This is a genomic window from Pseudomonas sp. HS6-2 (assembly GCF_049325675.2).
Classification (GTDB): domain Bacteria; phylum Pseudomonadota; class Gammaproteobacteria; order Pseudomonadales; family Pseudomonadaceae; genus Aquipseudomonas; species Aquipseudomonas putida_N.
The window spans coordinates 389185-414489 of the sequence record NZ_CM143906.1 but is presented as its reverse complement, the minus strand read 5'-3'; the positions used below and the strand labels follow the sequence as shown (position 1 = coordinate 414489).

The 25305-nt window shown below is 62.1% G+C and carries 21 protein-coding genes; 13 read left to right on the top strand and 8 right to left on the bottom strand.

Going from position 1 to position 25305, the window contains the following annotated elements:
• Positions 1-38 precede the first annotated feature (38 nt).
• Positions 39-299: a DUF3077 domain-containing protein gene (locus ACOKS3_RS01900; protein WP_103446033.1), complete on the top strand. Its 261-nt coding sequence runs from the start codon at positions 39-41 to the stop codon at positions 297-299.
• 9 nt (positions 300-308) lie between these two features.
• Here ACOKS3_RS01900 and ACOKS3_RS01895 read toward each other — a convergent pair whose 3' ends face one another.
• The 3 genes from ACOKS3_RS01895 to thiI form a co-directional block, all read right to left on the bottom strand.
• Positions 309-1733 carry a PhoPQ-activated pathogenicity-related family protein gene (locus tag ACOKS3_RS01895; protein ID WP_422763419.1) on the bottom strand — a complete coding sequence of 475 codons (1425 nt, stop codon included), beginning with the start codon at positions 1731-1733 and terminating at the stop codon, positions 309-311.
• A gap of 183 nt (positions 1734-1916) precedes the next feature.
• Complete coding sequence (gene typA, locus ACOKS3_RS01890; protein ID WP_027921032.1) at positions 1917-3737, bottom strand: translational GTPase TypA; 1821 nt, start codon at positions 3735-3737, stop codon at positions 1917-1919.
• Positions 3738-3865: 128 nt separating this feature from the next.
• A complete protein-coding gene (gene thiI, locus ACOKS3_RS01885; protein ID WP_422763418.1) occupies positions 3866-5320 on the bottom strand; it encodes a tRNA uracil 4-sulfurtransferase ThiI in 1455 nt (484 codons plus the stop codon).
• 491 nt (positions 5321-5811) lie between these two features.
• Here thiI and glnA point away from each other — a divergent pair, with 491 nt between their 5' ends.
• The 4 genes from glnA to ntrC all read left to right on the top strand — a co-directional run bounded on the left by glnA (position 5812) and on the right by ntrC (position 10691).
• Positions 5812-7218, top strand: coding sequence for a type I glutamate--ammonia ligase (glnA, locus tag ACOKS3_RS01880; RefSeq protein ID WP_103446036.1), 1407 nt, complete (start codon positions 5812-5814; stop codon positions 7216-7218).
• A gap of 152 nt (positions 7219-7370) precedes the next feature.
• The gene (locus tag ACOKS3_RS01875) at positions 7371-7907 is read left to right on the top strand and encodes a chorismate mutase (protein WP_422763417.1); all 537 of its coding nucleotides are present in this window, start codon (positions 7371-7373) and stop codon (positions 7905-7907) included.
• A 265-nt stretch (positions 7908-8172) separates the two neighbouring features.
• Positions 8173-9258 carry a nitrogen regulation protein NR(II) gene (glnL, locus tag ACOKS3_RS01870; RefSeq protein WP_103446038.1) on the top strand — a complete coding sequence of 362 codons (1086 nt, stop codon included), beginning with the start codon at positions 8173-8175 and terminating at the stop codon, positions 9256-9258.
• Positions 9255-10691, top strand: coding sequence for a nitrogen regulation protein NR(I) (gene ntrC, locus ACOKS3_RS01865; protein ID WP_060484298.1), 1437 nt, complete (start codon positions 9255-9257; stop codon positions 10689-10691). The genes glnL and ntrC overlap by 4 nt, the downstream gene beginning before the upstream one ends.
• A 358-nt stretch (positions 10692-11049) precedes the next feature.
• Here the strand turns inward: ntrC and ACOKS3_RS01860 are convergent, their stop codons facing one another.
• The gene (locus ACOKS3_RS01860) at positions 11050-11487 is read right to left on the bottom strand and encodes a hypothetical protein (RefSeq protein ID WP_103446039.1); all 438 of its coding nucleotides are present in this window, start codon (positions 11485-11487) and stop codon (positions 11050-11052) included.
• Here ACOKS3_RS01860 and trmL point away from each other — a divergent pair.
• The gene (gene trmL / locus ACOKS3_RS01855) at positions 11486-11947 is read left to right on the top strand and encodes a tRNA (uridine(34)/cytosine(34)/5-carboxymethylaminomethyluridine(34)-2'-O)-methyltransferase TrmL (protein ID WP_054884254.1); all 462 of its coding nucleotides are present in this window, start codon (positions 11486-11488) and stop codon (positions 11945-11947) included. The two genes, ACOKS3_RS01860 and trmL, sit on opposite strands and share 2 nt — an antisense overlap.
• Before the next feature lie 74 nt (positions 11948-12021).
• On the opposite strand, the gene secB is transcribed toward trmL, so the two are convergent.
• Genes secB through ACOKS3_RS01840 form a run of 3 tightly spaced genes read right to left on the bottom strand, consistent with a single transcriptional unit; the run spans position 12022 to position 13217 of the window.
• Complete coding sequence (secB, locus tag ACOKS3_RS01850) at positions 12022-12507, bottom strand: protein-export chaperone SecB (RefSeq protein ID WP_103446040.1); 486 nt, start codon at positions 12505-12507, stop codon at positions 12022-12024.
• 40 nt (positions 12508-12547) lie between these two features.
• Positions 12548-12802: a glutaredoxin 3 gene (gene grxC / locus ACOKS3_RS01845; protein WP_003249204.1), complete on the bottom strand. Its 255-nt coding sequence runs from the start codon at positions 12800-12802 to the stop codon at positions 12548-12550.
• Position 12803: 1 nt separating this feature from the next.
• Positions 12804-13217, bottom strand: coding sequence for a rhodanese-like domain-containing protein (locus ACOKS3_RS01840; protein ID WP_422763416.1), 414 nt, complete (start codon positions 13215-13217; stop codon positions 12804-12806).
• Positions 13218-13423: 206 nt separating this feature from the next.
• Here ACOKS3_RS01840 and gpmI point away from each other — a divergent pair, with 206 nt between their 5' ends.
• The 4 genes from gpmI to ACOKS3_RS01820 all read left to right on the top strand — a co-directional run bounded on the left by gpmI (position 13424) and on the right by ACOKS3_RS01820 (position 18589).
• On the top strand, positions 13424-14959 hold the full coding sequence (gene gpmI, locus ACOKS3_RS01835; protein ID WP_103446042.1) for a 2,3-bisphosphoglycerate-independent phosphoglycerate mutase: 1536 nt from the start codon (positions 13424-13426) through the stop codon (positions 14957-14959).
• A 141-nt stretch (positions 14960-15100) separates the two neighbouring features.
• Positions 15101-16396: a murein hydrolase activator EnvC family protein gene (locus ACOKS3_RS01830; RefSeq protein WP_103446043.1), complete on the top strand. Its 1296-nt coding sequence runs from the start codon at positions 15101-15103 to the stop codon at positions 16394-16396.
• A gap of 79 nt (positions 16397-16475) precedes the next feature.
• The gene (locus tag ACOKS3_RS01825; protein ID WP_103446044.1) at positions 16476-17813 is read left to right on the top strand and encodes a S41 family peptidase; all 1338 of its coding nucleotides are present in this window, start codon (positions 16476-16478) and stop codon (positions 17811-17813) included.
• Between the two features lie 8 nt (positions 17814-17821).
• Positions 17822-18589 carry a divergent polysaccharide deacetylase family protein gene (locus ACOKS3_RS01820; RefSeq protein WP_103446045.1) on the top strand — a complete coding sequence of 256 codons (768 nt, stop codon included), beginning with the start codon at positions 17822-17824 and terminating at the stop codon, positions 18587-18589.
• Positions 18590-18683: 94 nt separating this feature from the next.
• On the opposite strand, the gene ACOKS3_RS01815 is transcribed toward ACOKS3_RS01820, so the two are convergent.
• Positions 18684-20630, bottom strand: coding sequence for a BCCT family transporter (locus ACOKS3_RS01815; RefSeq protein ID WP_258035837.1), 1947 nt, complete (start codon positions 20628-20630; stop codon positions 18684-18686).
• A gap of 534 nt (positions 20631-21164) precedes the next feature.
• On the opposite strand from ACOKS3_RS01815, the gene betI reads away from it, so the two are divergent.
• The 3 genes from betI (at position 21165) to betA (ending at position 25107) form a co-directional block, all read left to right on the top strand.
• Entirely contained in the window at positions 21165-21821 is a 657-nt protein-coding gene (gene betI, locus ACOKS3_RS01810; RefSeq protein WP_060509844.1) for a transcriptional regulator BetI, read from the top strand.
• Between the two features lie 37 nt (positions 21822-21858).
• A complete protein-coding gene (betB, locus tag ACOKS3_RS01805) occupies positions 21859-23331 on the top strand; it encodes a betaine-aldehyde dehydrogenase (protein WP_103446047.1) in 1473 nt (490 codons plus the stop codon).
• Positions 23332-23409: 78 nt separating this feature from the next.
• Complete coding sequence (gene betA / locus ACOKS3_RS01800) at positions 23410-25107, top strand: choline dehydrogenase (RefSeq protein WP_103446048.1); 1698 nt, start codon at positions 23410-23412, stop codon at positions 25105-25107.
• Positions 25108-25305: the final 198 nt, after the last annotated feature.

Below are 25305 nucleotides of genomic sequence, written 5' to 3'. Positions count from 1 at the left end.
CCGGTGCCATCCACAACAACACTCCGGGTGAAAAACCAATGACCGAAAACAACCACACCACTCCCGGCAAAACCTGCTTCTACCAGGGCGAAGAGCACAAACAACCCCTGTTCCAGGTCTGCGCAGGCATCCCCTGCCAGGACGCCCGCGATCAAGCTTCCGAACTGCTGGGTTGCGTGCGCGACCTGACCCTGACCGCCGTCATGGACAATGACCCGCAACTGATCTGGGCCGCGCACTACCTCAGTGCATTGGCCAAGGCCCTGCTGGACGACGCCGAACTGGGCATGCCGCACTGAGCCTGCTGCTCACGCACCGCCCGCCAGGAAGCTGCGGCAAGCACCGCCGTGATCCGTCGGCTGATGCGCGGGATATGTCTGCGGCAGCACGCTGACCGGGCTGGTGGCGATGAAGCCATCAGCGAACTTCGCCTCGACGAACTGCGCCTGCCACCCCGTCGCTGGCGCCGTGCGTTGCAGGGTGAAGTGCTGCTGAGGCACCAGTGTCTCGGACTGGTAGCGCACCCCGCAGGCATAGCGGAAGTCCCGATCCTGGCTGTTGCTTGCCGTCCATACCCTCACTGCCACGGGCGGCTCGGAGAAGTCGACAGCCATCTGCCCGGGCTGCCCGCCCTCTGACACCTGCACGCTCGGCAGGGGTTTACCATCGCGCAGGCGCGTTACCGCCGGCACCAGGGTGCTGACCACCTGCTGACGCACCCCGCCGTGGTCCGAGTTCGGCAACACTCTAAGGCTGGTCTGGCCTGGCAGGCGTTGCTGATAATCGGTGACGGGGTCGGGCACGAAGAAATCATCGCCGCTGGCAGACACCAGGTACTTGGGAATCGCCAGGCGCTGCCCCTCCTCGTTCAGGTACTGCATCGGGTCCACCAGCGCCATCAGCCGCTCGAATGCCGGGGTGCCCAGTTGTTGCAGCACACCGGCCTGCTGGTAGGAGCCCAGTGCCAAGGGCCAGTGACCGCCATAGCGCTTGCGCAATCCAGCCAGCATGTCCGAGGTGTCCGCCACGTCGATTACGGCAGGCACGATGGCCATCACCCGCTCATCGGCCAGCGCCGTGAGCCACGCGCTCCAGCCACGCTTGGAGGCACCCGTGATGATGAAACTGTCCACCGTGAGCCCTTGCTTACCCAGTTCCAGCACGGCCAGGTCCATCGCCCGGCTCGCCGCCGCAGCCATCGGCACATGCAGTGGTAGTTCCGGCGCGGCACCGCGCAGCGAATGTGCCCAGGTATGCGCCACGGCGTCATCCTCGCGCAGGGGCTTCTCGACATCACCGAAGGTCACGTACTGGTTGGGCGCATCGCTGATCATGACCACGGCCATATGCGACTTTAGAGCCACTTCGCGCAATGCTTCGCGGGTATAGTCCGGGCTCTGCGCCGGCCCGTGCCTTATGCCGTTGTTCACCACCAGCAAGGCTTTGCCGGGCACTGCATTGCGCGGCACGTGCAATTCGACATCGTGCTCCCAACGACGTGGTTCAACCACCGGGACCGGGTCCCACACCTGCGAAACCATCTGCAGGCGACGGAAATCGTAGCCAGGTTCAGAGGCCTGTTCGAGCAGTACGGCCTCCAGAGGCTTCTGGCGCACATTGCCGATGTGGCAGTGAACGACTTCCTGCGGGCGCAGGCCGCTACAGTCCTGCAGAGCTCTGGCATGGAAACTGGCCATCAGGCAGGGGATGGCAAGCGCAAATCGGTACTTCATGGGCGTGCTTCCTTCTGGAGAAAGCACGTCACGCTAGGCGGCCCTACAACCGCACACAAGGCGTGAACGCGTCTGAAAGAAGCTCCCTACACCTGCTAGAGACATAGACTACAAATTGCGTCTCACAAACAAAAACGCCCCCGGCCTTTCGACCGGGGGCGTTTTCATTCAGCCTGAGCTAACTCAGTTCTTAGCTTTCTTGGCAGCGCGGGTACGCTCGCCTTCGTCCAGGATCTTCTTGCGCAGACGGATCGACTTAGGCGTGACTTCGCACAGCTCGTCGTCCTGGATGAATTCCAGAGCCTGTTCCAGAGTGTGGCGAACTGGCGGAACCAGGGCGATGACTTCATCTTTGCCCGAAGCACGCATGTTGTCGAGCTTCTTGCCTTTGGTCGGGTTCACGCCCAGGTCGTTGTCACGGCTGTTCAGGCCGATGATCTGACCGTTGTAGATCTCCTGGCCGTGCTCAACGAACAGCTTGCCGCGAGCCTGCAGGGTTTCCAGCGAGTAGGTCAGTGCCTTGCCGGTTTCAACCGAAACCAGAACACCGTTCAGACGGCCGGACATCTGGCCCGACTTCATGGTGTCGTAGCGGTCGAAGATCGAGGTCAGGATGCCTGCACCGTTGGTCAGGGTCAGGAACTGGTTACGGAAACCGATCAGACCACGGGCTGGAATGTTGTACTCCAGGCGCACACGGCCCTTGCCATCCGGCACCATGTTGGTCAGGTCGCCTTTACGCAGACCCATCTCTTCCATGACCTTGCCCTGGGATTCTTCAGGGATGTCGATGGTGACGTTCTCGAACGGTTCCTGCTTCACGCCGTCGACTTCGCGGATGATCACTTCAGGACGGCCTACGGCCATCTCGAAGCCTTCACGGCGCATGGTTTCGATCAGTACGGACAGGTGCAGCTCACCACGGCCCGATACCTTGAACTTGTCAGGGGAATCGGTTTCCTGAACGCGCAGAGCAACGTTGTACAGCAGCTCCTTATCCAGACGGTCCTTGATGTTACGGCTGGTGACGAACTTGCCTTCTTTACCGCAGAACGGCGAGTCGTTGACCTGGAAGGTCATCGAAACGGTTGGCTCGTCAACGGTCAGCGGCTTCATCGCCTCTACGGCGTCCGGAGCGCACAGGGTGTCGGAGATGAACAGCTCGTCGAAACCGCTGATGCAGACGATGTCGCCAGCCTGGGCTTCTTCGACGTCGACGCGGTGCAGGCCGTGGTGACCCATCAGCTTCAGGATACGACCGTTACGCTTCTTGCCGTTGGTGTCGATGGCGACAACCGGGGTGTTCGGCTTGACGCGGCCACGGGCGATACGGCCAACGCCGATAACGCCGAGGAAGCTGTTGTAGTCCAGTGCGGAGATCTGCATCTGGAACGAACCGTCACGGTCAACGTCCGGCGCCGGTACGTTGTCGACGATCGACTGGTACAGGGCGGTCATGTCTTCGCCCATGGCGGTGTGGTCCAGACCGGCAATGCCGTTCAGGGCCGAGGCGTAGACGACTTTGAAGTCCAGCTGTTCGTCGGTGGCACCGAGGTTGTCGAACAGGTCGAAGATCTGGTCCAGAACCCAGTCAGGACGCGCGCCCGGACGGTCGACTTTGTTGATCACGACGATCGGCTTCAGGCCGGCTTCGAAAGCCTTCTTGGTCACGAAGCGGGTTTGCGGCATCGGGCCGTCCTGGGCGTCGACCAGCAGCAGCACGGAGTCGACCATCGACATTACACGCTCAACCTCGCCACCGAAGTCGGCGTGGCCGGGGGTGTCGACGATGTTGATGTGGTAGCCGTTCCAGTTAATGGCGGTGTTTTTCGCCAGAATGGTAATACCGCGCTCTTTTTCCTGGTCGTTGGAGTCCATGACGCGCTCGTCGTTGAGCTCGTTACGCTCCAGAGTGCCGGACTGACGCAGGAGTTTGTCGACCAGGGTGGTTTTACCATGGTCAACGTGGGCGATGATGGCGATGTTACGCAGATTTTCGATCACAACTGTATCTCGATCAGAGGATTCGGTTGCCACCTAGTGTAGGTGGCGAATATGTACGCTTTTAGGCTCAGCGGGCCCGATGGTCGGGAGGGCGATGGCGGATGCTGCCGCCATACAGCCCTGGCGTCTTATGCCGGACGATAAACACGCACATTGGCATGTCCCTCACTGAGCAGGTGGTGTGCGTGCAAACGGCTCATCACACCTTTGTCGCAATACAGCAAGTACTGGCGCGTAGGGTCCAGGTGCTTGAACTTGCTGTTGATCGCATAGAACGGCATGGCCTGGACTTCGATACCTTCCAGGGCCAGTGGTTCGTCTTCCTGGGCATCGGGGTGACGAATGTCGATGACGATCTGGCCTGGCAGCGCCTCGGCTACTTCCTCGACTTCGATGTCCTTGCCCAGCTCGTCGATCACGTGGTCGATGGAGATGAACTTGGCGCGCTCCAGGGCGCGCTCCAGCACGGCCATGTCGAACTGCTTTTCTTCGTGCTCCATGCGGTGACGCTTGGCATGGGTGGTCGGGTTCACCGAGATCACTCCGCAGTATTCCGGCATGTGCTTGGCGAAGTCGGCGGTGCCGATTTCGGTGGCCTGGTCGATGATGTCCTGCTTGTGGCTGGCCAGCAACGGGCGCAGTACCAGCTTGTCGGTGGCCGAGTCGATGATCGACAGGTTAGGCAGGGTCTGGCTGGAGACCTGGGAGATCGCCTCGCCGGTAACCAACGCGTCGATCTGCAGGCGGTCGGCCATGTGCGCGGCACCGCGCAGCATCATGCGCTTGAGGGTCACGCCCATGTAGCTGTTGTCGACTTTGTTGAGGATCTCGCCAACCACTTCTTCGAACGGCACACTGATGAACAGTACGCGCTGGCTGCTGCCGTACTTTTTCCACAGGTAGTGGGCCACTTCCATCACGCCCAGCTCGTGGGCACGGCCGCCGAGGTTGAAGAAGCAGAAGTGGGTCATCAGGCCGCGGCGCATCATCTGGTAAGCCGCCACGGTGGAGTCGAAACCACCGGACATCAGCACCAGGGTCTGCTCCAGGGCACCCAGCGGGTAGCCGCCAATGCCGTTGTGCTGGTTGTGGATCACGTACAGGCGCTGATCACGGATCTCCATGCGCACCACGACTTCAGGCGTCTTCAGGTCGATGCCGGCGGCGCCGCACTGCTGGCGCAGCTGGCTGCCGACGTAGCGGTCGACGTCCATCGAGGTGAAGTCGTGATGGCCGCCGCGCTTGCAGCGCACCGAGAAGCGCTTGCCGGCCAGCAGGTGACCGAAGTGGTGCTTGCACTTGGCGACGATGTCGTCGAAGTCACCCAGTGGGTACTCATCGACCTGCAGGAAGTGGGTGATGCCCGGGGTGCAGGTGAGGCGCTCGATCATTTCGCGCTGGAGCTTCTCGTCCTCGACGCGGGTGACCACCTCGAGATTGTCCCAGACACCATCGACCGCGAGCTCAGGATCGAGATCCTTGAGCACGTTGCGGATGTTCTTGCCGAGCTGACGGATGAAGCGCTTGCGCACCGGCCGGCTCTTGATGGTGATTTCTGGGAAGACTTTGACGATAAGTTTCATTGGGTTAACAGCGCGCGCAGGGCCTGCCGAAAATGAGGGGCGCGAATTATAGCGGAAATTGCTCAGGATTTGACCAACTTTTGATCAGAAGCTTTGAGATAAATGCAGAAGCCGGTTTTTGTGCCGCCTGCTCCGACCCTTTCCCGGGTGAACCCGCTCCCACAGGGCCCGCGCAAGCCTCAAGCCTGGCGTGGCCCTTGTGGGAGCATGTTTAGCCGCGAAGAGGCCCTCGAAGAAAGCACAGTCTTGATGACTTGCACCAACTTGGTGCCCAGCACTTGAATGATGCCTCCTAAGGGTGCGCTTTTTCCCGCTACCACCCCAGCAAATGCCCACAAACGCCTCTTTTTATCTCGCCCTCGCCATTTTCGGGCACTGGCATGCAATTTGCTCCCTTGTGAGGCAGGTACGCTTGGCCGACTATCCGCGCCCGGCAACACCCTTTTTCCAGAGCAGCGGCCCACCGCGCTCTAGACCCTCCGGAGGACAACATGTCGAAGTCGGTTCAACTCATCAAAGATCATGACGTCAAGTGGATTGATCTGCGTTTCACGGACACCAAGGGCGTGCAGCATCACGTGACCATGCCGGCGCGTGATGGCCTGGACGAAGACTTCTTCGAAGTCGGCAAGATGTTCGACGGCTCCTCCATCGCTGGCTGGAAAGGCATCGAAGCTTCCGACATGATCCTGATGCCGGTTGACGAGACCGCCGTTCTGGACCCGTTCACCGAAGAACCGACCCTGATCATCACCTGCGACATCGTCGACCCGTCGAGCATGCAAGGCTACGATCGCGACCCACGTGCGATCGCCAAGCGCGCCGAAGAGTACCTGAAGAGCACCGGCATCGGTGACACCGTCTTCGCTGGCCCAGAGCCAGAGTTCTTCATCTTCGACGAAGTGAAGTTCAAGTCGGACATCTCCGGCTCGATGTTCAAGATCTTCTCCGAGCAAGGCTCGTGGATGTCCGACGCGGACGTGGAAGGCGGCAACAAAGGCCACCGTCCAGGCGTGAAAGGCGGCTACTTCCCGGTTCCGCCGTTCGACCACGACCACGAAATCCGTACCGCCATGTGCAACGCTCTGGAAGAAATGGGCCAGACCGTTGAAGTTCACCACCACGAAGTGGCGACTGCCGGCCAGAACGAAATCGGCGTCAAGTTCAACACCCTGGTGAAGAAAGCTGACGAAGTACAGGCCCTGAAATACGTCGTGCACAACGTTGCCGACGCTTACGGCCGTACCGCCACCTTCATGCCGAAGCCACTGTACGGCGACAACGGCTCGGGCATGCACGTGCACATGTCGATCTGGAAAGACGGCAAGAACACCTTCTCGGGCGAAGGCTATGCCGGCCTGTCCGACACCGCCCTGTACTTCATCGGCGGCATCATCAAGCACGGTAAGGCCCTGAACGGCTTCACCAACCCGTCGACCAACTCGTACAAGCGTCTGGTCCCAGGCTTCGAAGCACCGGTAATGCTGGCCTACTCGGCTCGCAACCGTTCCGCCTCGATCCGTATTCCTTACGTCGGCAGCCCGAAAGCACGCCGTATCGAAGCACGCTTCCCGGACCCATCGGCCAACCCGTACCTGGCCTTCGCGGCCCTGCTGATGGCTGGCCTGGACGGCATCCAGAACAAGATCCACCCAGGCGATGCTGCCGACAAGAACCTGTACGACCTGCCGCCAGAAGAAGCCAAGGACATCCCGCAAGTCTGCGGCAGCCTGAAAGAGGCTCTGGAAGAGCTGGATAAAGGCCGTGCGTTCCTGACCAAGGGCGGCGTGTTCTCCGACGACTTCATCGATGCCTTCATCGAGCTGAAGAGCGAAGAAGAAATCAAGGTCCGCACCTTCGTGCATCCGCTGGAATACGAGCTGTACTACAGCTGCTGATCTGATTGGCGCCTGGCGCCAATCTGAATCATCGAAAACGGCCTTCTTCTGAAGGCCGTTTTTTGTTTTACGCCCATCGCTTTCAGATACTTCCTACAAGCAAGGCTTACCTGACTGCGCACAATCAAATCTCCGACAATAAGGAGATTGCCATGCGCCCCCTGCCGTTCGTGCTTTGCTTCGTCATTACGCTTTTCGGTTGCAGTTCCCCTTCACAACCTGAACTCAAGCCGTTGCTCGCAGCAATCGGACAGCGGCTGGACCTTGCCTACGCCGTGGCCGTGCATAAATGGGACAATAGCGTGCCAGTCGAGGCACCCATGCGAGAGCAAGAGGTTCTGCAGCAGGTTCAAGCTGCAGCGCATGACTACGGCCTGCCTCCCGAACGGGCAGCGGCCTTTTTTGCCGACCAGATCGAAGCCAACAAGATGGTCCAGTACGGACTGATCGACCGCTGGACGGCACTGGGGAAGCGGCCCCCTCAGCAAGCTCGGGACCTCGCCGACGAACTACGTCCGCGCCTGGACATGCTCCAGGCAACATTGCTGTTCGAACTGGGCAACCTGGACCGCAAGCCGTTTCACGACTGCCCTCGCCAATTGACCGACGCCCTGGCCGGGCATGCCAGCGACCCGCTCCGGCACATGGCCCTGGTCCGCGCAACCGCACACCTGTGCGTAGAACGCTGACCTCAGCAATGCTCTATATTGGTGCATGGACGTAGCAAGCGCTTCGATCTGCAACCCAAAACGGGTCACTTGAAACGATAAATCAGGGCAATCTGGTCCGAATAAGCGCAACTCCAGGTCTTTATCCGGCTATTCCGCTTCTTTTCGGAGCCTTGGTTTGTTTCTTGCATTTTCCTGTGCAGAGACTGGCATCTGCGGATCCGCCGCCTGCCCGGCCATGGCCGTGCCCTGCCTGACAAGCGCCAAAAGAGGTCAACGACGCCTTATGACCATCAGCGATGCACAGCACCGTCTGCTTCTGGACAACCTGACCACCGCGACGCTCCTGCTCAATGCCGAGCTGCGCCTGGAATACATGAACCCGGCCGCGGAAATGCTCCTGGCCGTCAGCGGCCAGCGCAGTCATGGGCAGTTCATCAGCGAGCTGTTCACCGAATCGACCGAGGCGCTCAACTCGCTGCGCCAGGCCGTGGAACAGGCGCACCCGTTCACCAAGCGGGAAGCGCAACTGACCTCGCTGACCGGGCAGGCCATCACCGTCGACTATGCCGTGACACCCATCCTGCATCAGGGCAACACCTTGCTACTGCTGGAAGTGCACCCGCGTGATCGCCTGCTGCGCATCACCAAGGAAGAGGCCCAGCTGAGCAAGCAGGAAACCACCAAGATGCTGGTGCGCGGCCTGGCCCACGAGATCAAGAACCCGCTCGGCGGCATCCGTGGCGCCGCACAGCTGCTGGCCCGCGAACTGCCAGAGGAGGGGCTGCGTGACTACACCAACGTGATCATCGAAGAGGCCGACCGCCTGCGCAATCTGGTTGATCGTATGCTCGGCTCGAACAAGCTGCCGTCGCTGGCCATGACCAATATCCATGAAGTACTGGAGCGGGTCTGCAGCCTGGTTGAGGCCGAAAGCCAGGGCTGCATCACTTTGGTGCGCGACTACGACCCGAGCTTGCCGGACGTGTTGATCGATCGCGAGCAGATGATCCAGGCCGTGCTGAACATCGTGCGCAACGCGATGCAGGCGATCAGTTCGCAGAACGAGCTGCGCCTGGGCCGCATTACCCTGCGCAGCCGCGCCGTGCGCCAGTTCACTATCGGCCACGTGCGCCATCGCCTGGCGGCGCGTATCGAAATCATCGACAACGGCCCAGGTATCCCTGCGGAACTGCAGGACACGCTTTTCTATCCCATGGTCAGTGGGCGCCCGGACGGTACCGGGCTCGGCCTGGCCATTACCCAGAACATCATCAGCCAGCACCAGGGCCTGATCGAGTGTGAAAGCCACGCAGGGCACACCGCCTTCTCGATCTTCCTGCCCCTGGAACAAGGAGCTACCGCCTCATGAGCCGAAGTGAAACCGTATGGATCGTCGATGATGATCGCTCCATCCGCTGGGTCCTGGAAAAAGCCCTGCAACAGGAAGGCATGACCACCCAGAGCTTCGACAGCGCCGATGGCGTCATGGGCCGCCTGGCCCGCCAGCAGCCGGATGTGATCATTTCCGACATTCGCATGCCCGGTGCCAGCGGGCTGGACCTGCTGGCGCAGATCCGCGAGCAGCATCCGCGCCTGCCGGTCATCATCATGACCGCCCATTCCGACCTGGACAGCGCCGTGGCGTCCTACCAGGGTGGCGCCTTCGAGTACCTGCCCAAGCCGTTCGACGTCGATGAAGCGGTGTCGCTGGTCAAGCGCGCCAATCAGCACGCCCAGGAACAGCAAGGCCTCGATGTGCCGCAGGCCTTGGCCCGCACTCCGGAAATCATCGGCGAAGCGCCAGCGATGCAGGAGGTGTTCCGCGCCATCGGCCGCCTGAGCCATTCCAACATCACCGTCCTGATCAACGGTGAGTCCGGTACCGGTAAAGAGCTGGTGGCGCACGCACTGCACCGCCACAGCCCGCGTGCCGCCTCGCCGTTCATTGCCCTGAACATGGCCGCCATCCCCAAGGACCTGATGGAGTCCGAGCTGTTCGGCCACGAAAAAGGCGCCTTCACCGGCGCGGCCAACCTGCGCCGCGGCCGCTTCGAGCAGGCCGACGGCGGTACCTTGTTCCTCGACGAGATCGGCGACATGCCTGCCGATACCCAGACCCGACTGCTGCGGGTGCTGGCCGATGGCGAGTTCTATCGCGTTGGCGGCCACGTGCCGGTGAAGGTCGATGTGCGCATCATCGCGGCGACCCACCAGAACCTGGAGTCGCTGGTGACGGCCGGCAAGTTCCGTGAAGACTTGTTCCACCGCCTCAACGTAATCCGCATTCATATTCCACGCCTGGCTGATCGCCGCGAGGACATCCCGGCGCTGGCCCGGCACTTCCTCGGCCGTGCCGCCCAGGAGCTGGCCGTCGAGCCGAAGCTGCTCAAGCCGGAAACCGAAGAGTTCATCCGCAACCTGCCGTGGCCAGGCAACGTGCGCCAGCTGGAGAACACCTGCCGCTGGATCACGGTGATGGCCTCCAGCCGCGAGGTGCTGATCGGCGACCTGCCGCCGGAGCTGCTGAACCTGCCGCAGGACGCTGCACCGGTGACCAACTGGGAGCAGGCGCTGCGCCAGTGGGCAGACCAGGCTCTGGCACGTGGGCAATCGAATCTGCTCGACAGTGCGGTACCCAGCTTCGAGCGGATCATGATCGAGACGGCGCTCAAGCACACTGCCGGGCGCCGGCGTGATGCCGCGGTGTTGCTGGGCTGGGGGCGCAATACCCTGACTCGCAAGATCAAGGAGCTGGGTATGAATGTGGATGGCGGGGATGAGGATGAGGGCGAGGACCACTGATCCCTGTCAACCCGTGAAACCTCTGGGGCCGCTTTTGCGGCCCCAGTCATTTCTGCCCTCCGATGCACCGATGCTGTGCCCGATGCACCTCACGAAGGCACAAACCCCCTCGAAACTCGGCCAAATCGCCCTGAAACCCCGTATTTCCGGGCTTTGCAAAACTGGCACGCCCCCTGCAACAGCTAATACATGTCCAGTTTCGGGGGCCCTGGTACAGGCAGGCCGGGTGACCCCTTTTTTATTCGCAGTAACGCCGCTTTCGGGGACCTCGGTACAGGCAGGCCGGGCCATCCCCTCTTTAATTCGCTGTAAGCCCTTTTGGGGACCTTGGTACAGGCAGGCCGAGATATCCCCTCTTTTATTCGTGCAGTTTCACCTGCACCCGCCATCGTCCAGCGTCCTCTGCACCGGCCCATTCGCCGTGCAGGGGACGCGCGGCAATCACCGTCAGCAACAGTCCCTTGTCGCTCTTCTGCAAACGCCAACCGACCGGCTTGCCTTGCAGGTCTAGCTGACCACGCTGCGCCTTGCCCTCGGCCTCGAACAACAGCGCCACGGTACCTTCGACATTTTCGCCATGCAGCTTGGGCTCTTCGTTGAACCACAGGTCCAGGCCATCCTGCACCACCTCGACCTGCTCCAGCACATGCTCATCCGGGGCCGTCAGGCGGCCTATCATAAGGCCCACCAACACACCGAACAGCGCGAGGGAAAGCAGCATGCGCGGCCAGGCCTTCGAACGCAGGTCGGGTTCGGGGGTAGAATGCTCGTCATCTTCACGTTTGGAGCCGTGCATGTTTCACGTCATCCTTTTTCAACCAGAAATTCCGCCGAATACCGGCAACATCATCCGCCTTTGTGCTAACAGCGGTTGCGCCCTGCACCTGATCGAGCCGATCAGCTTCGAACTGGACGACAAGCGCCTGCGCCGTGCGGGGCTGGATTACCACGAGTATGCCACGCTCAAGCGCCATGAAAGCCTGGCCGGATGCCTGGAAAGCCTAGGCAATCCACGGCTGTTCGCCTTCACCACCAAGGGCTCGCACCCGTTCCATGAAGTGGCTTATCAGCCCGGCGATGCGTTCCTGTTCGGGCCAGAGAGCCGCGGCCTGCCGGCCGAAGTGCTGGACAGCCTGCCGGCCGAGCAACGCCTGCGCCTGCCGATGCGGCCAGGGTGTCGCAGCCTGAACCTGTCCAATACCGTGGCGGTAACGGTGTATGAAGCCTGGCGGCAGAACGGGTTTGCCGGGAGCTGATCTGTAGCCCGCGAAGAGGCCGATTCAGGCAACAAAAAAGCGCCCCGAGAGGCGCTTTTTTGCTACCGGCAGAATTACTGCACGGTTGGCGTTTCGCCAGCTTCCTGCATGCGCTGCAGCTCTTGCGCGTACAGGGCATCGAAGTTGACCGGCGACAGCATCAGGGCCGGGAACGAACCACGGGTCACCAGGCTGTCCAGGGTTTCACGGGCGTACGGGAACAGGATGTTCGGGCAGAACGCGCCGAGGGTGTGGCTCATCGAAGAAGCGTCGAGGTTCTTGATCAGGAAGATGCCAGCCTGCTGAACTTCAGCGATGAAGGCCACTTCGTCGCCGTTCTTGACGGTCACCGACAGGGTCAGTACCACTTCGTGGAAGTCACCTTCCAGGGCCTTCTGCTTGGTGTTCAGGTCCAGGGCAACGCTCGGCTCCCAGGTCTGACGGAAAATCTGCGGGCTTTTCGGGGCTTCGAACGACAGGTCACGCACGTAGATGCGCTGCATGGAGAACTGAGGGCTGTTGTCTTCTGCAGCAGCGCCGTTGGTCTGTTGGTCAGTCATGGCAGATCCTTAATCCTAATGTTTTTGAATGCAGTGCAAATCAGGCCGCCAGCAGCGCGTCGAGCTTGCCGGCGCGCTCCAGGGCATAGAGGTCATCGCATCCACCGACGTGGGTGCTGCCGATCCAGATCTGCGGCACCGAAGTACGGCCGGCCTTCTGGCTCATCTCGGCGCGAACCTGCGGCTTACCATCGACCTTGATCTCCTCGAAGGCCACGCCCTTGCTCTCGAGCAGGTACTTGGCGCGCATGCAGTAGGGGCAGTAGTCGCTGGAATAGACGATGACGGGCTTCATATCACTTCACCAGGGGCAGGTTATCGGCTTTCCAGCTGGAAACGCCACCGCTCAGTTTGGCGGCGGTGAAACCGGCTTTGATCAGCTCACCGCAGACCGCGCCGGACTGCTGGCCCATCGCGTCGACGACGATCAGGGTCTTTTCTTTGTGCTTCTCGAGCTCGGCCATGCGGTTGGCGATCTTGTCCTGCGGGATATTCAGCGCACCGACGATGTGGCCGGCGGAGTATTCCTTGGAAGGACGAATGTCGATGACCAGTGCCTTGTCGGCATTGACCAGCGCGGTCAGTTGGCCGTTGCTCAGGCTCTGGCCGCCACGGCGCAGTTCATTGACGAGCAGTGCAACCAGCAGAACCACGAAGATCGCCACCAGGATGTAGTGATCTGTCGCGAATTGAATCAGGTGAGCAACCATCAGCGGTGTTCCAGGCGATTGAAAATGCCGGCCAGTATACACAGCCCCCCAGTACCACCAAAGCCCGAAGGGTCGGCGGTAAAGGTACCTTCATGTTACCGGGTTGCCCGCGCCGGTCGGGCGACAGGACGATTATTCGCCGTTGCTGGCGCATTTGCCCTAAAATGCGTGTCTTTATCATCTTTGAACAACCGTGAGTTTGATTGATGACGAGTACGCCCAAACCCCTGGTCCTGATCATCCTGGATGGATTCGGCCACAGCGAAAGCCCCGAATACAACGCCATCTATGCCGCCAACACACCGGTCTATGACCGCCTGCGCGCTACCCAGCCGCATGGTCTGATTTCCGGATCAGGGATGGATGTCGGCCTGCCGGACGGGCAGATGGGCAACTCCGAAGTCGGTCACATGAACCTCGGCGCCGGGCGCGTCGTCTACCAGGACTTCACCCGGGTGACCAAGGCCATCCGCGATGGCGAGTTCTTTCAGAACCCGGTGCTTACCGGCGCGGTGGACAAGGCCGCAGGCGCCGGCAAAGCCGTGCACATCCTCGGCCTGCTGTCCGACGGTGGCGTGCACAGCCACCAGGACCATCTGGTAGCCATGGCCGAACTGGCCGCGCAGCGCGGGGCCGAGAAAATCTACCTGCACGCTTTCCTCGATGGCCGTGACACCCCGCCACGCAGCGCCCAATCGTCGATCGAGCTGCTCGACGCGACCTTCGCCAAGCTCGGCAAGGGCCGTATCGCCAGCCTGATCGGCCGCTACTTCGCGATGGACCGCGACAACCGCTGGGACCGCGTCAGCGCTGCCTACAACCTGATCGTCGACAGCGTTGCCGACTACACCGCCGACACTGCGCTGGCAGGCCTGGAAGCAGCCTACGCCCGCGAGGAGAACGACGAATTCGTCAAGGCCACGCGCATTGGCGAGGCGGTCAAGGTCGAAGACGGCGACGCCGTGATCTTCATGAACTTCCGCGCCGACCGCGCCCGCGAGCTGTCGCGCGCCTTCGTCGAACCGGACTTCAATGAATTCCCGCGTGCTCGCCTGCCTAAGATGGCGGCCTACATCGGCCTGACCCAGTACTCGGCAAAAATCGCCGCGCCGGCAGCCTACGCTCCGTCCAGCCTGAACAACGTACTGGGCGAGTACCTGGCAAAGAACGGCAAGACCCAGCTGCGCATCGCCGAAACCGAAAAGTATGCGCACGTCACATTCTTCTTCTCCGGCGGCCGCGAAGAGCCGTTTGAAGGCGAAGAGCGCATCCTGATCCCGTCACCAAAGGTCGCCACCTACGACTTGCAGCCCGAGATGAACGCCCCTGAAGTGACCGACCGCATCGTCGAGGCCATCGAGCAGCAGCGTTTTGACGTGATCGTGGTCAACTACGCCAACGGCGACATGGTCGGCCACACCGGCGTGTTCGAGGCTGCGGTAAAAGCAGTCGAAGCACTGGATACCTGTGTCGGACGCATCGTCGAGGCGCTGGAGAAGGTCGACGGCGAAGCACTGATCACCGCCGACCACGGCAACGTCGAGCAGATGGAAGACGCGTGCACCGGCCAGGCGCACACTGCGCACACCAGCGAGCCGGTACCGTTCATCTATGTCGGCAAGCGCAAGGTACAAGTCCGCGAAGGCGGTGTACTGGCGGACGTGGCACCGACCATGCTGAAACTGCTGGGCCTGGAAAAGCCGGCAGAAATGACCGGTACTTCGATCCTGGTCGACGCCTGATTCGGTGTGCCGGGGCCGCCTTGCAGCCCCTTTGCACATGAATTCCGGACAAACGCCCCGCTGCCCCCGCAGCGAGGCGTTTTTTTTGCCTGCCCGCACGGGCATACTAGGCCAGTCTCCATCCTTGGTACGCCAAACCCCATGCTACGCGCCCTGATCCCTTTAGCCCTGTCCTGCCTGCTCAGCCCGGCCTTTGCCGATGAGCGCGCACAGACCCAGCAGCAACTGGACGCCACCCGCCAGGACATTGCCGAGCTCAAGAAGACGCTGGGCAAGCTCCAGGAAGAAAAGGCCGGCGTGCAAAAAGACCTCAAGGCCACTGAAACCGACATCGGTAATCTGGAGAAGCAGGTGGAGGCCCTGCAACAAGAACTAAAAAAGACCGAGGGCGAGCTGGAGCGCCTTGATACCGAGAAAAAAAAACTCCAGAGCGCCCGCGTTGAACAACAACGACTGATCGCCATCCAGGCCCGTTCGGCCTACCAGAACAACGGCCGCGAGGAATACCTCAAGCTGCTGCTCAACCAGCAGAACCCAGAGAAATTCGCTCGCACCCTGTCCTATTACGACTACCTGAGCAAAGCGCGCCTCGAGCAGCTCAAGGCATTCAACGAGACCCTGCGCCAGCTGGCCGGTGTCGAACAGAACATTTCCCGCGAGCAGGAACAACTGCTGGCCCAGCGCGCTGACCTCGACACCCGCCGCCAGGCGCTGGACGCCGAGCGCGGCAAGCGCCAGCAGGTACTGGCCAAGCTCAACAGCGACGTGAAAGACGGCGACCAGAAGCTGCAGGCCCGCCAACAGGACCAGGCCGACCTGGCCAAAGTGCTCAAGACCATCGAGGAAACCCTGGCCCGCCAGGCCCGCGAAGCCGAAGAAGCGCGCAAGAAAGCCCTGCTCGCCCAGCAGGAAGCCGAGAAACGCCGCCAGCAGGAGGCACTGGCCGCCCGCGCGGACAAGGAAGATGCCGAGCCGCCGAAAAAGGCCCGCACCACCCTCGGCCCGCTGGTTTCCAGTGATGGCGCCAGCTACGGCGGTGCATTTTCTGCGGCACGGGGAAAACTTCCTTGGCCGGTCAATGGTCGATTGCTGGCACGCTTCGGTGATGCCCGCGGCAGCGATGCCCGGGCCAAGTGGGACGGGGTGATGATCAGCGCCAGCCCCGGCACCCAGGTACGTGCGGTGCACGGCGGGCGCGTAGTGTTTGCCGACTGGTTGCGTGGCGCTGGACTTCTGGTCATTCTCGACCATGGTAATGGTTACCTGAGCCTGTACGGCCACAACCAGAGCCTGCTCAAGAGCGCCGGCGACATCGTCAAGGCCGGCGAAGCCATCTCCACCGTTGGCGACAGCGGTGGCCAGGACAGCGCAGGTTTGTACTTCGCCATCCGCCAGCAGGGCCGGCCGACCGACCCTTCGCAGTGGTGCCGCGGCTGACACATTACATACGGCATGGCGCCAGGCGCTGCGCCGATGCTCCGCAGGGAGCGCTTACAGGATCAGGAGTTCGTTCGACATGCTGCACTCGCCTCGCCTCACCCAGCTGGCCCTGACCATCGCCTTGGCGATCGGTGCGCCCCTGGCCAGCGCCGCGGAGCCGGCGAAGGCCTCGCCAGCCAAGACTGCTGCAGTGCCAGCCACCGAGGTGACCGCCAAGGCGCCACTGCCGCTGGAAGAGCTGCGCACCTTTGCCGAGGTCATGGACCGCATCAAGGCTGCCTACGTCGAACCCGTGGACGACAAGACCCTGCTGGAAAACGCCATCAAGGGCATGCTCAGCAACCTTGACCCACACTCGGCCTACCTCGGCCCTGAGGATTTCCAGGAGCTGCAGGAAAGCACCAGCGGTGAATTCGGCGGCCTCGGCATCGAAGTGGGCCAGGAGGACGGCAATATCAAGGTAGTGTCGCCGATCGACGACACCCCGGCCTCGCGTGCCGGCGTGCAGGCCGGTGACCTGATCGTCAAGATCAACGGCGCACCCACCCGTGGCCAGACCATGACCGAAGCGGTCGACAAGATGCGCGGCAAGATTGGCGAGAAGATTACCCTGACCCTGGTACGCGACGGCGGCAATCCGTTCGACGTGACCCTTGCCCGTGCGGTGATCCAGGTCAAGAGTGTGAAGAGCCAACTGCTGGAGAGCGGCTATGGCTACATTCGCATCACCCAGTTCCAGGTCAAGACCGGTGACGAAGTGGGCAAGGCCCTGGCCAAGCTGCGCAAGGACAACGGCAAGAAGCTGCGCGGGGTGATCCTCGACCTGCGCAACAACCCCGGTGGCGTTCTGCAGTCGGCAGTGGAAGTCGCCGACCACTTCCTGACCAAGGGCCTGATCGTCTACACCAAGGGCCGCATCGCCAACTCCGAGCTGCGCTTCTATGCCGACCCGGCCGACGCCAGCGAAGGCGTGCCGCTGGTGGTGTTGATCAACGGTGGCAGTGCCTCGGCCTCGGAGATCGTCGCTGGCGCCCTGCAGGACCAGAAACGTGGCGTGCTGATGGGCACCGACAGCTTCGGCAAGGGCTCGGTACAGACCGTGCTGCCACTGGCCAACGACCGTGCGCTGAAGCTCACCACCGCGCTGTACTACACCCCCAACGGCCGCTCGATCCAGGCCCAGGGCATAGTCCCCGACATCGAAGTGCGCCCGGCCAAGCTGACCGCCGATGCCAGCGACAACGACACCTTCAAGGAAGCCGACCTGCAGGGCCACCTGGGCAACGGCAACGGCGGCGCTGACCGACCGACCGGCAGCAGCAGCAAGCGCCAGGAGCGCCCGCAGGACGGTGACTACCAGCTGAGCCAGGCCCTGAGCCTGCTCAAGGGCCTGAACATCACCAAGGGCGACTGATCCACCCCATGCGTTTTCTGCTGTCTCTGTTGCTCTGCCTGATGGCCGGCGTCGCGCAAGCGGCGCCGGCCGGCAAGGCCTACCTGAGCATCATCATCGATGACCTGGGCCAAAGCGCCGATCGCGACAGCCGAACACTGGTCCTGCCCGGGCCGGTCACCATGGCGATCATGCCCGATACCCCGCATGCCACCGACTTCGCCCGCCAGGCCCACAAGGCCGGCAAGACGGTGATTCTGCACATGCCCATGGACCCGGCAACCGGGCCCTATGCCTGGCACCCCGGCATCCCGATCGAAGAGCTGGCGCGACGCCTGGACGCTGCCTTGGCCAAGGTGCCGTATGCCGCTGGCATCAACAACCACATGGGTAGCCGCATGACCGCCCAGCGTGAGCCGATGGCCTGGTTGATGGGTGAGCTGCAACGCCGGCACCTGTTCTTCGTCGACAGCCGCACCAGCGCGGCCACGGTCGCTGCGGCCGAGGCCCAAGCCCAGGGGCTGGCGCATGTGTCGCGGGATGTGTTCCTCGATGACGTGCGCACCACCGAAGCAATCACCGGACAGTTGCAGCAGGGCATCGCCCTGGCGCGCAAGCAGGGCTCGGCGGTGCTGATCGGTCACCCTTATCCACAGACACTGGAAGTGCTGGAGCGCGAGCTGCCACGGCTCAAGAGCCAGGGCATCGAGCTGATCCCGCTCAGGCAGATGATTGCCGTGCGCAGCAACCTGGCGATGCCGGGGCATGGCAAGAACGGGCGCTACACCAATCGATAAAGCGCAACATAGCCCTCAACACCTGTGATGTCCTTCTGGGACGACAAAAAAAACCCGCTCATGTGAGCGGGTTTTTTGTTTGCCTCAAGGCCGATCAGCTATACACACGGCCCAGCAACTGCCGGTGGCTTTCGAACTGATCCAGCACATCACGCACGATCTGCTCCGGCGCAAAGCCCATCAGGTCGTACTCCTGGCTGCCATCGTGCAGGTACACCTCGGCACGGTAGAAGCGCTGGCGTACTTCCGGCTCACCTTCCACCGGCGCTTCACTCGGCGCAGCCATGTAGCCGTCCAGGCTCACTTCGTAAACGAACGGGTTCCCCTCGTCCATCATCACCCGCAGGCCCATCATGTTGCGCGACTGACCAACGCGGGTTTCCACCTCGAAGCCCAGGGTCTGCAGCTGCGCGGCGGCTTCCTTGAGCGCCGGGCTGACTTGCTTGTCCATGAAGCGCTGCACCACGGCCTGGGTCGGCTGCAGGTCCAGCTGGCTCAGGCGCTCGGTGAAGCCGCGGCGGCCACGGGCAGCCAGCTCGGCACGCTCCTGCTCGACTGCCACGTCCTGCTTCATGGCCTTGTACAGGCCGAACATGAACAGCACCAGCACCACCGAGAACGGCAGGCCCGCCAGCACCACCATGGTCTGCATGGCCTCGAAGTTACCGGCGAACAGCAGGCCGATGGTAACCAGGGTAATGACCACCGACCAGAACACCACCATCCAGTGCGGGGCGTCTTCGTCGACCTTGCCGCCTTTGCACGACAGGTTGGCCATCATCACCGCGCCGGAGTCGGCCGGGGTAAGGAACAGCACGAAGCCGACGAACACCGCCACACCAATCACGATCTTGGCCGCCGGGAAGTACTCCAGCAGCTGGTAGATCGACATCGACGGCTGTTCAAGGGCCGTCTTGCCCAGCTCCACGGCGCCCTGGTTGATCACCAGGTCCAGTGCGGTGTTGCCGAAGATCGACAGCCAGGCCAGAGTGAAGCCCAGTGGGATCAGCAGCACGCCGCTGACCAGCTGGCGCACGGTACGGCCCTTGGAGATACGGGCAATGAACATGCCGACGAATGGGCCCCAGGAGATCCACCAGGCCCAGTAGAACACGGTCCACAGGCCCAACCAGCGCTCGGACTTGCCGGCTTCGCCTTCGTATACATAGAGGTCGAAGGTCTTCAGCACGATGCCGTTGAGGTAGTCACCGATGTTCTGCACGAAGCCGTTGAGCAGGTGCAGGGTTTCGCCGCCCAACAGGACGAAGATCAGCAAGCCACTGAACAGCATGATATTCAGGTTGGACAGGCGACGAATGCCGTTCTCTACACCCGATACCGCCGCTACGGTGGCCACACCGGCCATCACCAGAATTACCACCAGCAGGTTGGTCTTGCTGTGGTCCATGCCGAACAGGTATTCCAGGCCGGAGGACACCTGCATCGAACCAATGCCCAGGTTGGTCACCAGGCCCAGCAGGGTGACGAACATGCCGAAGATGTCCACGGCATTGCCCGCAGCGCCTTTGACCCAGCGCTCACCCACCAGCGGGTACAGCGCCGAACGCAGTGCCAGCGGCTGGTTGTGGCGGTAGGCGAAGTAACCCACGGCCAGGCCGACCAGGGCGTAGATCGCCCAGCCATGCAGGCCCCAGTGCAGGAAGGTCAGTTGCAGGCCCTGGCGCGCAGCGTCGAGGCTGGCAGAGGTGCCTTCCGGTGGGTTGAAGTAGTGGTCCAGCGGCTCGGACGCGCCGAAGTACAGCAGCGAAATGCCGATACCGGAGGAGAACAGCATGCCGGCCCAGGCGCCGTAGCTGAAGTCAGGCTGGTCGTCCTTGCCGCCAAGCTTGAGCTTGCCGTAGTCGGAAAACGCCAGGTAGATGACGAACAGCAGGTAGCCGCCGATCACCAGCATGTAGTACCAGCCGAAGGTGCGCGTCAGCCATTTCTGGGCCACGCCCAGCACCTGGCCGGCGGTTTCGGGTACAGCGATCAACAAGGCAGTCAGAACGAGGATCATCAGCGCGGAGGTGAAGAACACCACGCGGTTGACCCGTACCCTCTCGGCGGGGGGCTTGGTAAGTGAGGCAGAACTCATTGCACGAATGCTCCGGGCAGTACGGCTTTGGAGGCTAATCAGTCTTTCCCGAGCAATTGGTGGAATTCCGCCACTGCATCAGGTGTTATAAAAGCACCCTGGAAACCGTGATCCCGAATCGATACGTTGCAAAAAAACAGACAGGTGGCCTGCTGAAAAATGCCACGCCTCAACGGAGGTGCGCGCATTCGTCACAGATCACCCCGCCCGCTCCAAGGGCCTGTCGCAGGGCCAGTGACCGTACGGCAGAATCTGCATCTCGCATCGCTCATGCCCGTCAACGCCTTGTATTCCGGGGGTTACGCGATTTCCTGGGGTGTCAATCGGTGCCTTCTCGACGGCCTGCAAAGCTGTCAATGGCACAAATTGTCGCAGAGCTTATTCTTTATTGATTGAACGTTCAATCAAAACAAAATAGACTGGCCTTCGCCGAGTCAGCCGCCTGTCGTCTGCTCGCAGGCCTGAGGAGATAGCAAGATGCCCAAGGTCGGTATGCAACCCATCCGCCGCCAGCAGTTGATCGAAGCCACGTTACAGGCGGTCGATCAGGTCGGACTGGGTGACGCCAGCATTGCGCTGATTGCCCGTTTGGCCGGTGTGTCGAACGGCATCATCAGTCACTACTTTCGGGACAAGAACGGCCTGATCGCAGCGACGATGGGTTACATCATGAACATGCTCAACGAAGGCGTTAGAGCACGTCGCCAGGCCCTGACGGACGACAGCCCGCGCGCCCACCTGAAAGTGATCATCGAGGGCAACTTCGATGCCAGCCAGGTGAACGGCCCGGCAATGAAAACCTGGTTGGCCTTCTGGGCTTCCAGCATGCACCAGCCTGATTTGCACAGGTTGCAGCGGATCAACGATCACCGCCTGTATTCCAACCTGTGCTGCCAGTTCCGCCGCGCCCTGCCGCTCTACCATGCGCGCAAGGCCGCCCGCGGCCTGGCGGCCCTGATCGACGGCCTGTGGCTGCGTGGTGCCCTGTCGGGAGATGCATTCGACACCGACCAGGCGATACGGATTGCATACGAATACATGGATCTACAACTGGCTAAACAGCACACCCTGGACACCAACGACCAGGCCGCTGATCAAGCACGCACGGCCCTTGCCCACCCGGCAGGAGCGTGACGCGCAGCCAACCACACACTGCACTTGCGAGGACACTATGGCCCGTTTCGGAACGCAAAAACTCTACATTGATGGTGCTTACGTCGACGCTGGCAGCGATGCCACCTTCGAAGCCATCAACCCGGCTACCGGCGAAGTCCTCGCCCACGTGCAACGTGCCACCGAGGCCGACGTCGAGAAAGCCGTGGAAAGCGCCGAGCGCGGCCAGAAAATCTGGGCCGCGATGACCGCCATGCAGCGTTCGCGCATCCTGCGTCGCGCCGTCGACATCCTGCGCGAGCGCAACGATGAACTGGCCATGCTGGAAACCCTGGACACCGGCAAGTCGTACTCGGAAACCCGCTACGTCGACATCGTCACCGGCGCCGACGTGCTGGAGTACTACGCCGGCCTGGTACCGGCCATCGAAGGCGAGCAGATCCCGCTGCGCGAATCGTCCTTCGTCTACACCCGCCGCGAGCCGCTGGGCGTGACCGTCGGTATCGGCGCGTGGAACTACCCGATCCAGATCGCCCTGTGGAAATCCGCCCCAGCCCTGGCCGCTGGCAACGCGATGATCTTCAAGCCGTCGGAAGTCACTTCGCTGACCACCCTGAAACTGGCCGAGATCTACACCGAAGCCGGCCTGCCGAATGGCGTGTTCAACGTCCTGACCGGCAGCGGCCGCGAAGTCGGCACTTGGCTGACCGAGCACCCACGCATCGAGAAAGTCTCCTTCACCGGCGGCACCACCACCGGCAAGAAGGTCATGGCCAGCGCCTCGAGTTCGTCGCTCAAGGAAGTCACCATGGAGCTGGGCGGCAAGTCGCCACTGATCATCTGCGCCGACGCCGACCTGGACAAGGCCGCCGACATTGCCATGATGGCCAACTTCTACAGCTCCGGCCAGGTCTGCACCAACGGCACCCGCGTGTTCATCCCGGCTGAAATGAAGGCAGCCTTCGAAGCCAAGATCGCCGAGCGCGTTGCCCGCATCCGCGTTGGCAACCCGGAAGACGAGAACACCAACTTCGGCCCGCTGGTCAGCTTCCAGCACATGGAAAGCGTGCTCGGCTACATCGCCAAAGGCAAGGAAGAAGGTGCCCGCGTACTGTGCGGCGGCGAGCGCCTGACTGCCGGTGATTTCGCCAACGGTGCCTTCGTGGCCCCGACCGTGTTCACCGACTGCAGCGACGACATGACCATCGTCAAGGAAGAGATCTTCGGCCCGGTGATGAGCATCCTCACCTACGAAACCGAAGAAGAAGTCATCCGCCGTGCCAACGACACCGACTACGGCCTGGCCGCCGGTGTCTGCACCAACGACATCTCCCGCGCCCACCGTATCATCCACCAGCTGGAAGCTGGTATCTGCTGGATCAACGCCTGGGGCGAATCGCCAGCCGAAATGCCGGTTGGCGGCTACAAGCAGTCGGGTGTCGGCCGTGAGAACGGCGTCAGCTCGCTGGCTCAATACACTCGCATCAAGTCGGTCCAGGTCGAGCTGGGCGGCTACAACTCGGTCTTCTAAGGCCCAGTCCAGCCACGCCCGTGCCACTGCGCACGGGCGTTCCCGCTCCCTGATCACCGCCAACACGAGGGTACTTTCATGTCCCAAGAATTCGATTACATCATCGTCGGAGCAGGCTCCGCCGGTAACACCCTGGCTACCCGCCTGACCGAAGACGCCGGCGTCAGCGTACTGCTGCTGGAAGCCGGTGGTCCCGACTACCGCTTCGACTTCCGCACCCAGATGCCGGCCGCCCTGGCCTTCCCGCTGCAGGGCCGTCGCTACAACTGGGCCTACGAGACCGACCCAGAGCCGCACATGGACGGCCGCCGCATGGAGTGTGGCCGCGGCAAGGGCCTGGGTGGCTCGTCACTGATCAACGGCATGTGCTACATCCGCGGCAACGCCATGGACTTCGACGGCTGGGCGAAACTGCCAGGCCTGGAAGACTGGACCTACCTGGACTGCCTGCCGTACTTCCGCAAGGCCGAAACCCGCGACATCGGCCCCAATGACTACCACGGCGGCGAAGGCCCGGTCAGCGTGGCTACGCCCAAGGCCGGTAACAACCCGCTGTTCCATGCCATGGTCGAAGCCGGCGTGCAGGCTGGCTACCCACGTACCGAAGACCTCAACGGCTACCAGCAGGAAGGCTTCGGTCCGATGGACCGCACCGTGACCAAGCAAGGCCGCCGCTCCAGCACCGCCCGCGGCTACCTGGACCAGGCCAAGAAACGCCCGAACCTGACTATCGTCACCCATGCCCTGACCGACCGCGTGCTGTTCGACGGCAAGCGCGCCATTGGCGTGACCTACCTGGTCGGCGACAGCGAAGAGCGCGTCGAAGCCCGTGCCCGCAAGGAAGTGATCGTCAGCTCCGGCGCCATTGCATCGCCGCAGCTGCTGCAGCGTTCCGGCGTTGGCCCGCGCGCCCTGCTGGAAAGCCTCGACATCCCGGTCGTGCACGACCTGCCGGGCGTCGGCGAAAACCTGCAGGACCACCTTGAGCTGTACCTGCAGTACGCCTGCACCCAGCCAGTGTCGCTGTACCCATCGCTGCTGTGGTGGAACCAGCCGGCCATCGGCGCCGAGTGGATGTTCAACGGTACCGGTATCGGCGCCAGCAACCAGTTCGAGGCCGGTGGCTTCATCCGCACCCGCCCTGAGTTCGAGTGGCCGAACATCCAGTACCACTTCCTGCCGGTCGCCATTAACTACAACGGCTCCAACGGCGTGAAGGAACACGGTTTCCAGGCGCACATGGGCTCGATGCGTTCGCCAAGCCGTGGCCGCATCCAGGCCAAGTCGAAGGACCCGCGCCAGCACCCGAGCATCCTGTTCAACTACATGGCCACCGAGCAGGACTGGCAAGAGTTCCGCGACGGCATCCGCCTGACCCGCGAAATCATGGCCCAGCCGGCGCTGGACCCGTACCGCGGTCGCGAAATCAGCCCGGGCGAGCACGTGCAGACCGACGAGGAACTGGACAAGTTCATCCGCGAGCACGCCGAAACCGCCTTCCACCCGTCCTGCTCGTGCAAGATGGGCACCGACGACATGGCAGTGGTCGACGGTGAAGGCCGCGTACACGGCATGCAGGGCCTGCGTGTGGTCGATGCGTCGATCATGCCGATCATCATCACCGGCAACCTCAACGCCACCACGATCATGATCGCCGAGAAGATCTCGGACAAGATCCGCAACCGCAAGCCGCTGCCGCGCAGCACCGCCAAGTATTACGTGGCCAACGGTGCACCGGTGAAGGGCAAGCCAATGCGTGAGGTGAAGCAGGCGTAAGCCTGCCCTGGCCTCTTCGCGGGCAAGCCCGCGAAGAGGCCCACCCAGGTAACACTTCAAAAGGCACCCTCCGCGGTGCCTTTTGCACATCTGCAGAAACGCTTTACAGCCCGCCAATTCATCAGGTTAGAATCAGTTGGCACGCGACTTGCCAAGTCAAGGAGCCAAGCCCCCTTCCCGCGATATCCCGGAGTACCT

What these genes read in the sequence shown, in the direction of transcription:
- betI (WP_060509844.1), top strand. Translation starts at nt 21,165, where the DNA reads ATGCCCAAGGTCGGTATGCAACCCATCCGCCGCCAGCAGTTGATCGAA.
- betB (WP_103446047.1), top strand. Translation starts at nt 21,859, where the DNA reads ATGGCCCGTTTCGGAACGCAAAAACTCTACATTGATGGTGCTTACGTC.
- ACOKS3_RS01820 (WP_103446045.1), top strand. Translation starts at nt 17,822, where the DNA reads ATGCGTTTTCTGCTGTCTCTGTTGCTCTGCCTGATGGCCGGCGTCGCG.
- ACOKS3_RS01875 (WP_422763417.1), top strand. Translation starts at nt 7,371, where the DNA reads ATGCGCCCCCTGCCGTTCGTGCTTTGCTTCGTCATTACGCTTTTCGGT.
- gpmI (WP_103446042.1), top strand. Translation starts at nt 13,424, where the DNA reads ATGACGAGTACGCCCAAACCCCTGGTCCTGATCATCCTGGATGGATTC.
- ACOKS3_RS01840 (WP_422763416.1), bottom strand. Translation starts at nt 13,217, where the DNA reads ATGGTTGCTCACCTGATTCAATTCGCGACAGATCACTACATCCTGGTG.
- ACOKS3_RS01860 (WP_103446039.1), bottom strand. Translation starts at nt 11,487, where the DNA reads ATGCACGGCTCCAAACGTGAAGATGACGAGCATTCTACCCCCGAACCC.
- secB (WP_103446040.1), bottom strand. Translation starts at nt 12,507, where the DNA reads ATGACTGACCAACAGACCAACGGCGCTGCTGCAGAAGACAACAGCCCT.
- ACOKS3_RS01900 (WP_103446033.1), top strand. Translation starts at nt 39, where the DNA reads ATGACCGAAAACAACCACACCACTCCCGGCAAAACCTGCTTCTACCAG.
- glnA (WP_103446036.1), top strand. Translation starts at nt 5,812, where the DNA reads ATGTCGAAGTCGGTTCAACTCATCAAAGATCATGACGTCAAGTGGATT.
- ACOKS3_RS01825 (WP_103446044.1), top strand. Translation starts at nt 16,476, where the DNA reads ATGCTGCACTCGCCTCGCCTCACCCAGCTGGCCCTGACCATCGCCTTG.
- glnL (WP_103446038.1), top strand. Translation starts at nt 8,173, where the DNA reads ATGACCATCAGCGATGCACAGCACCGTCTGCTTCTGGACAACCTGACC.
- trmL (WP_054884254.1), top strand. Translation starts at nt 11,486, where the DNA reads ATGTTTCACGTCATCCTTTTTCAACCAGAAATTCCGCCGAATACCGGC.
- ntrC (WP_060484298.1), top strand. Translation starts at nt 9,255, where the DNA reads ATGAGCCGAAGTGAAACCGTATGGATCGTCGATGATGATCGCTCCATC.
- thiI (WP_422763418.1), bottom strand. Translation starts at nt 5,320, where the DNA reads ATGAAACTTATCGTCAAAGTCTTCCCAGAAATCACCATCAAGAGCCGG.
- grxC (WP_003249204.1), bottom strand. Translation starts at nt 12,802, where the DNA reads ATGAAGCCCGTCATCGTCTATTCCAGCGACTACTGCCCCTACTGCATG.
- ACOKS3_RS01895 (WP_422763419.1), bottom strand. Translation starts at nt 1,733, where the DNA reads ATGAAGTACCGATTTGCGCTTGCCATCCCCTGCCTGATGGCCAGTTTC.
- betA (WP_103446048.1), top strand. Translation starts at nt 23,410, where the DNA reads ATGTCCCAAGAATTCGATTACATCATCGTCGGAGCAGGCTCCGCCGGT.
- ACOKS3_RS01830 (WP_103446043.1), top strand. Translation starts at nt 15,101, where the DNA reads ATGCTACGCGCCCTGATCCCTTTAGCCCTGTCCTGCCTGCTCAGCCCG.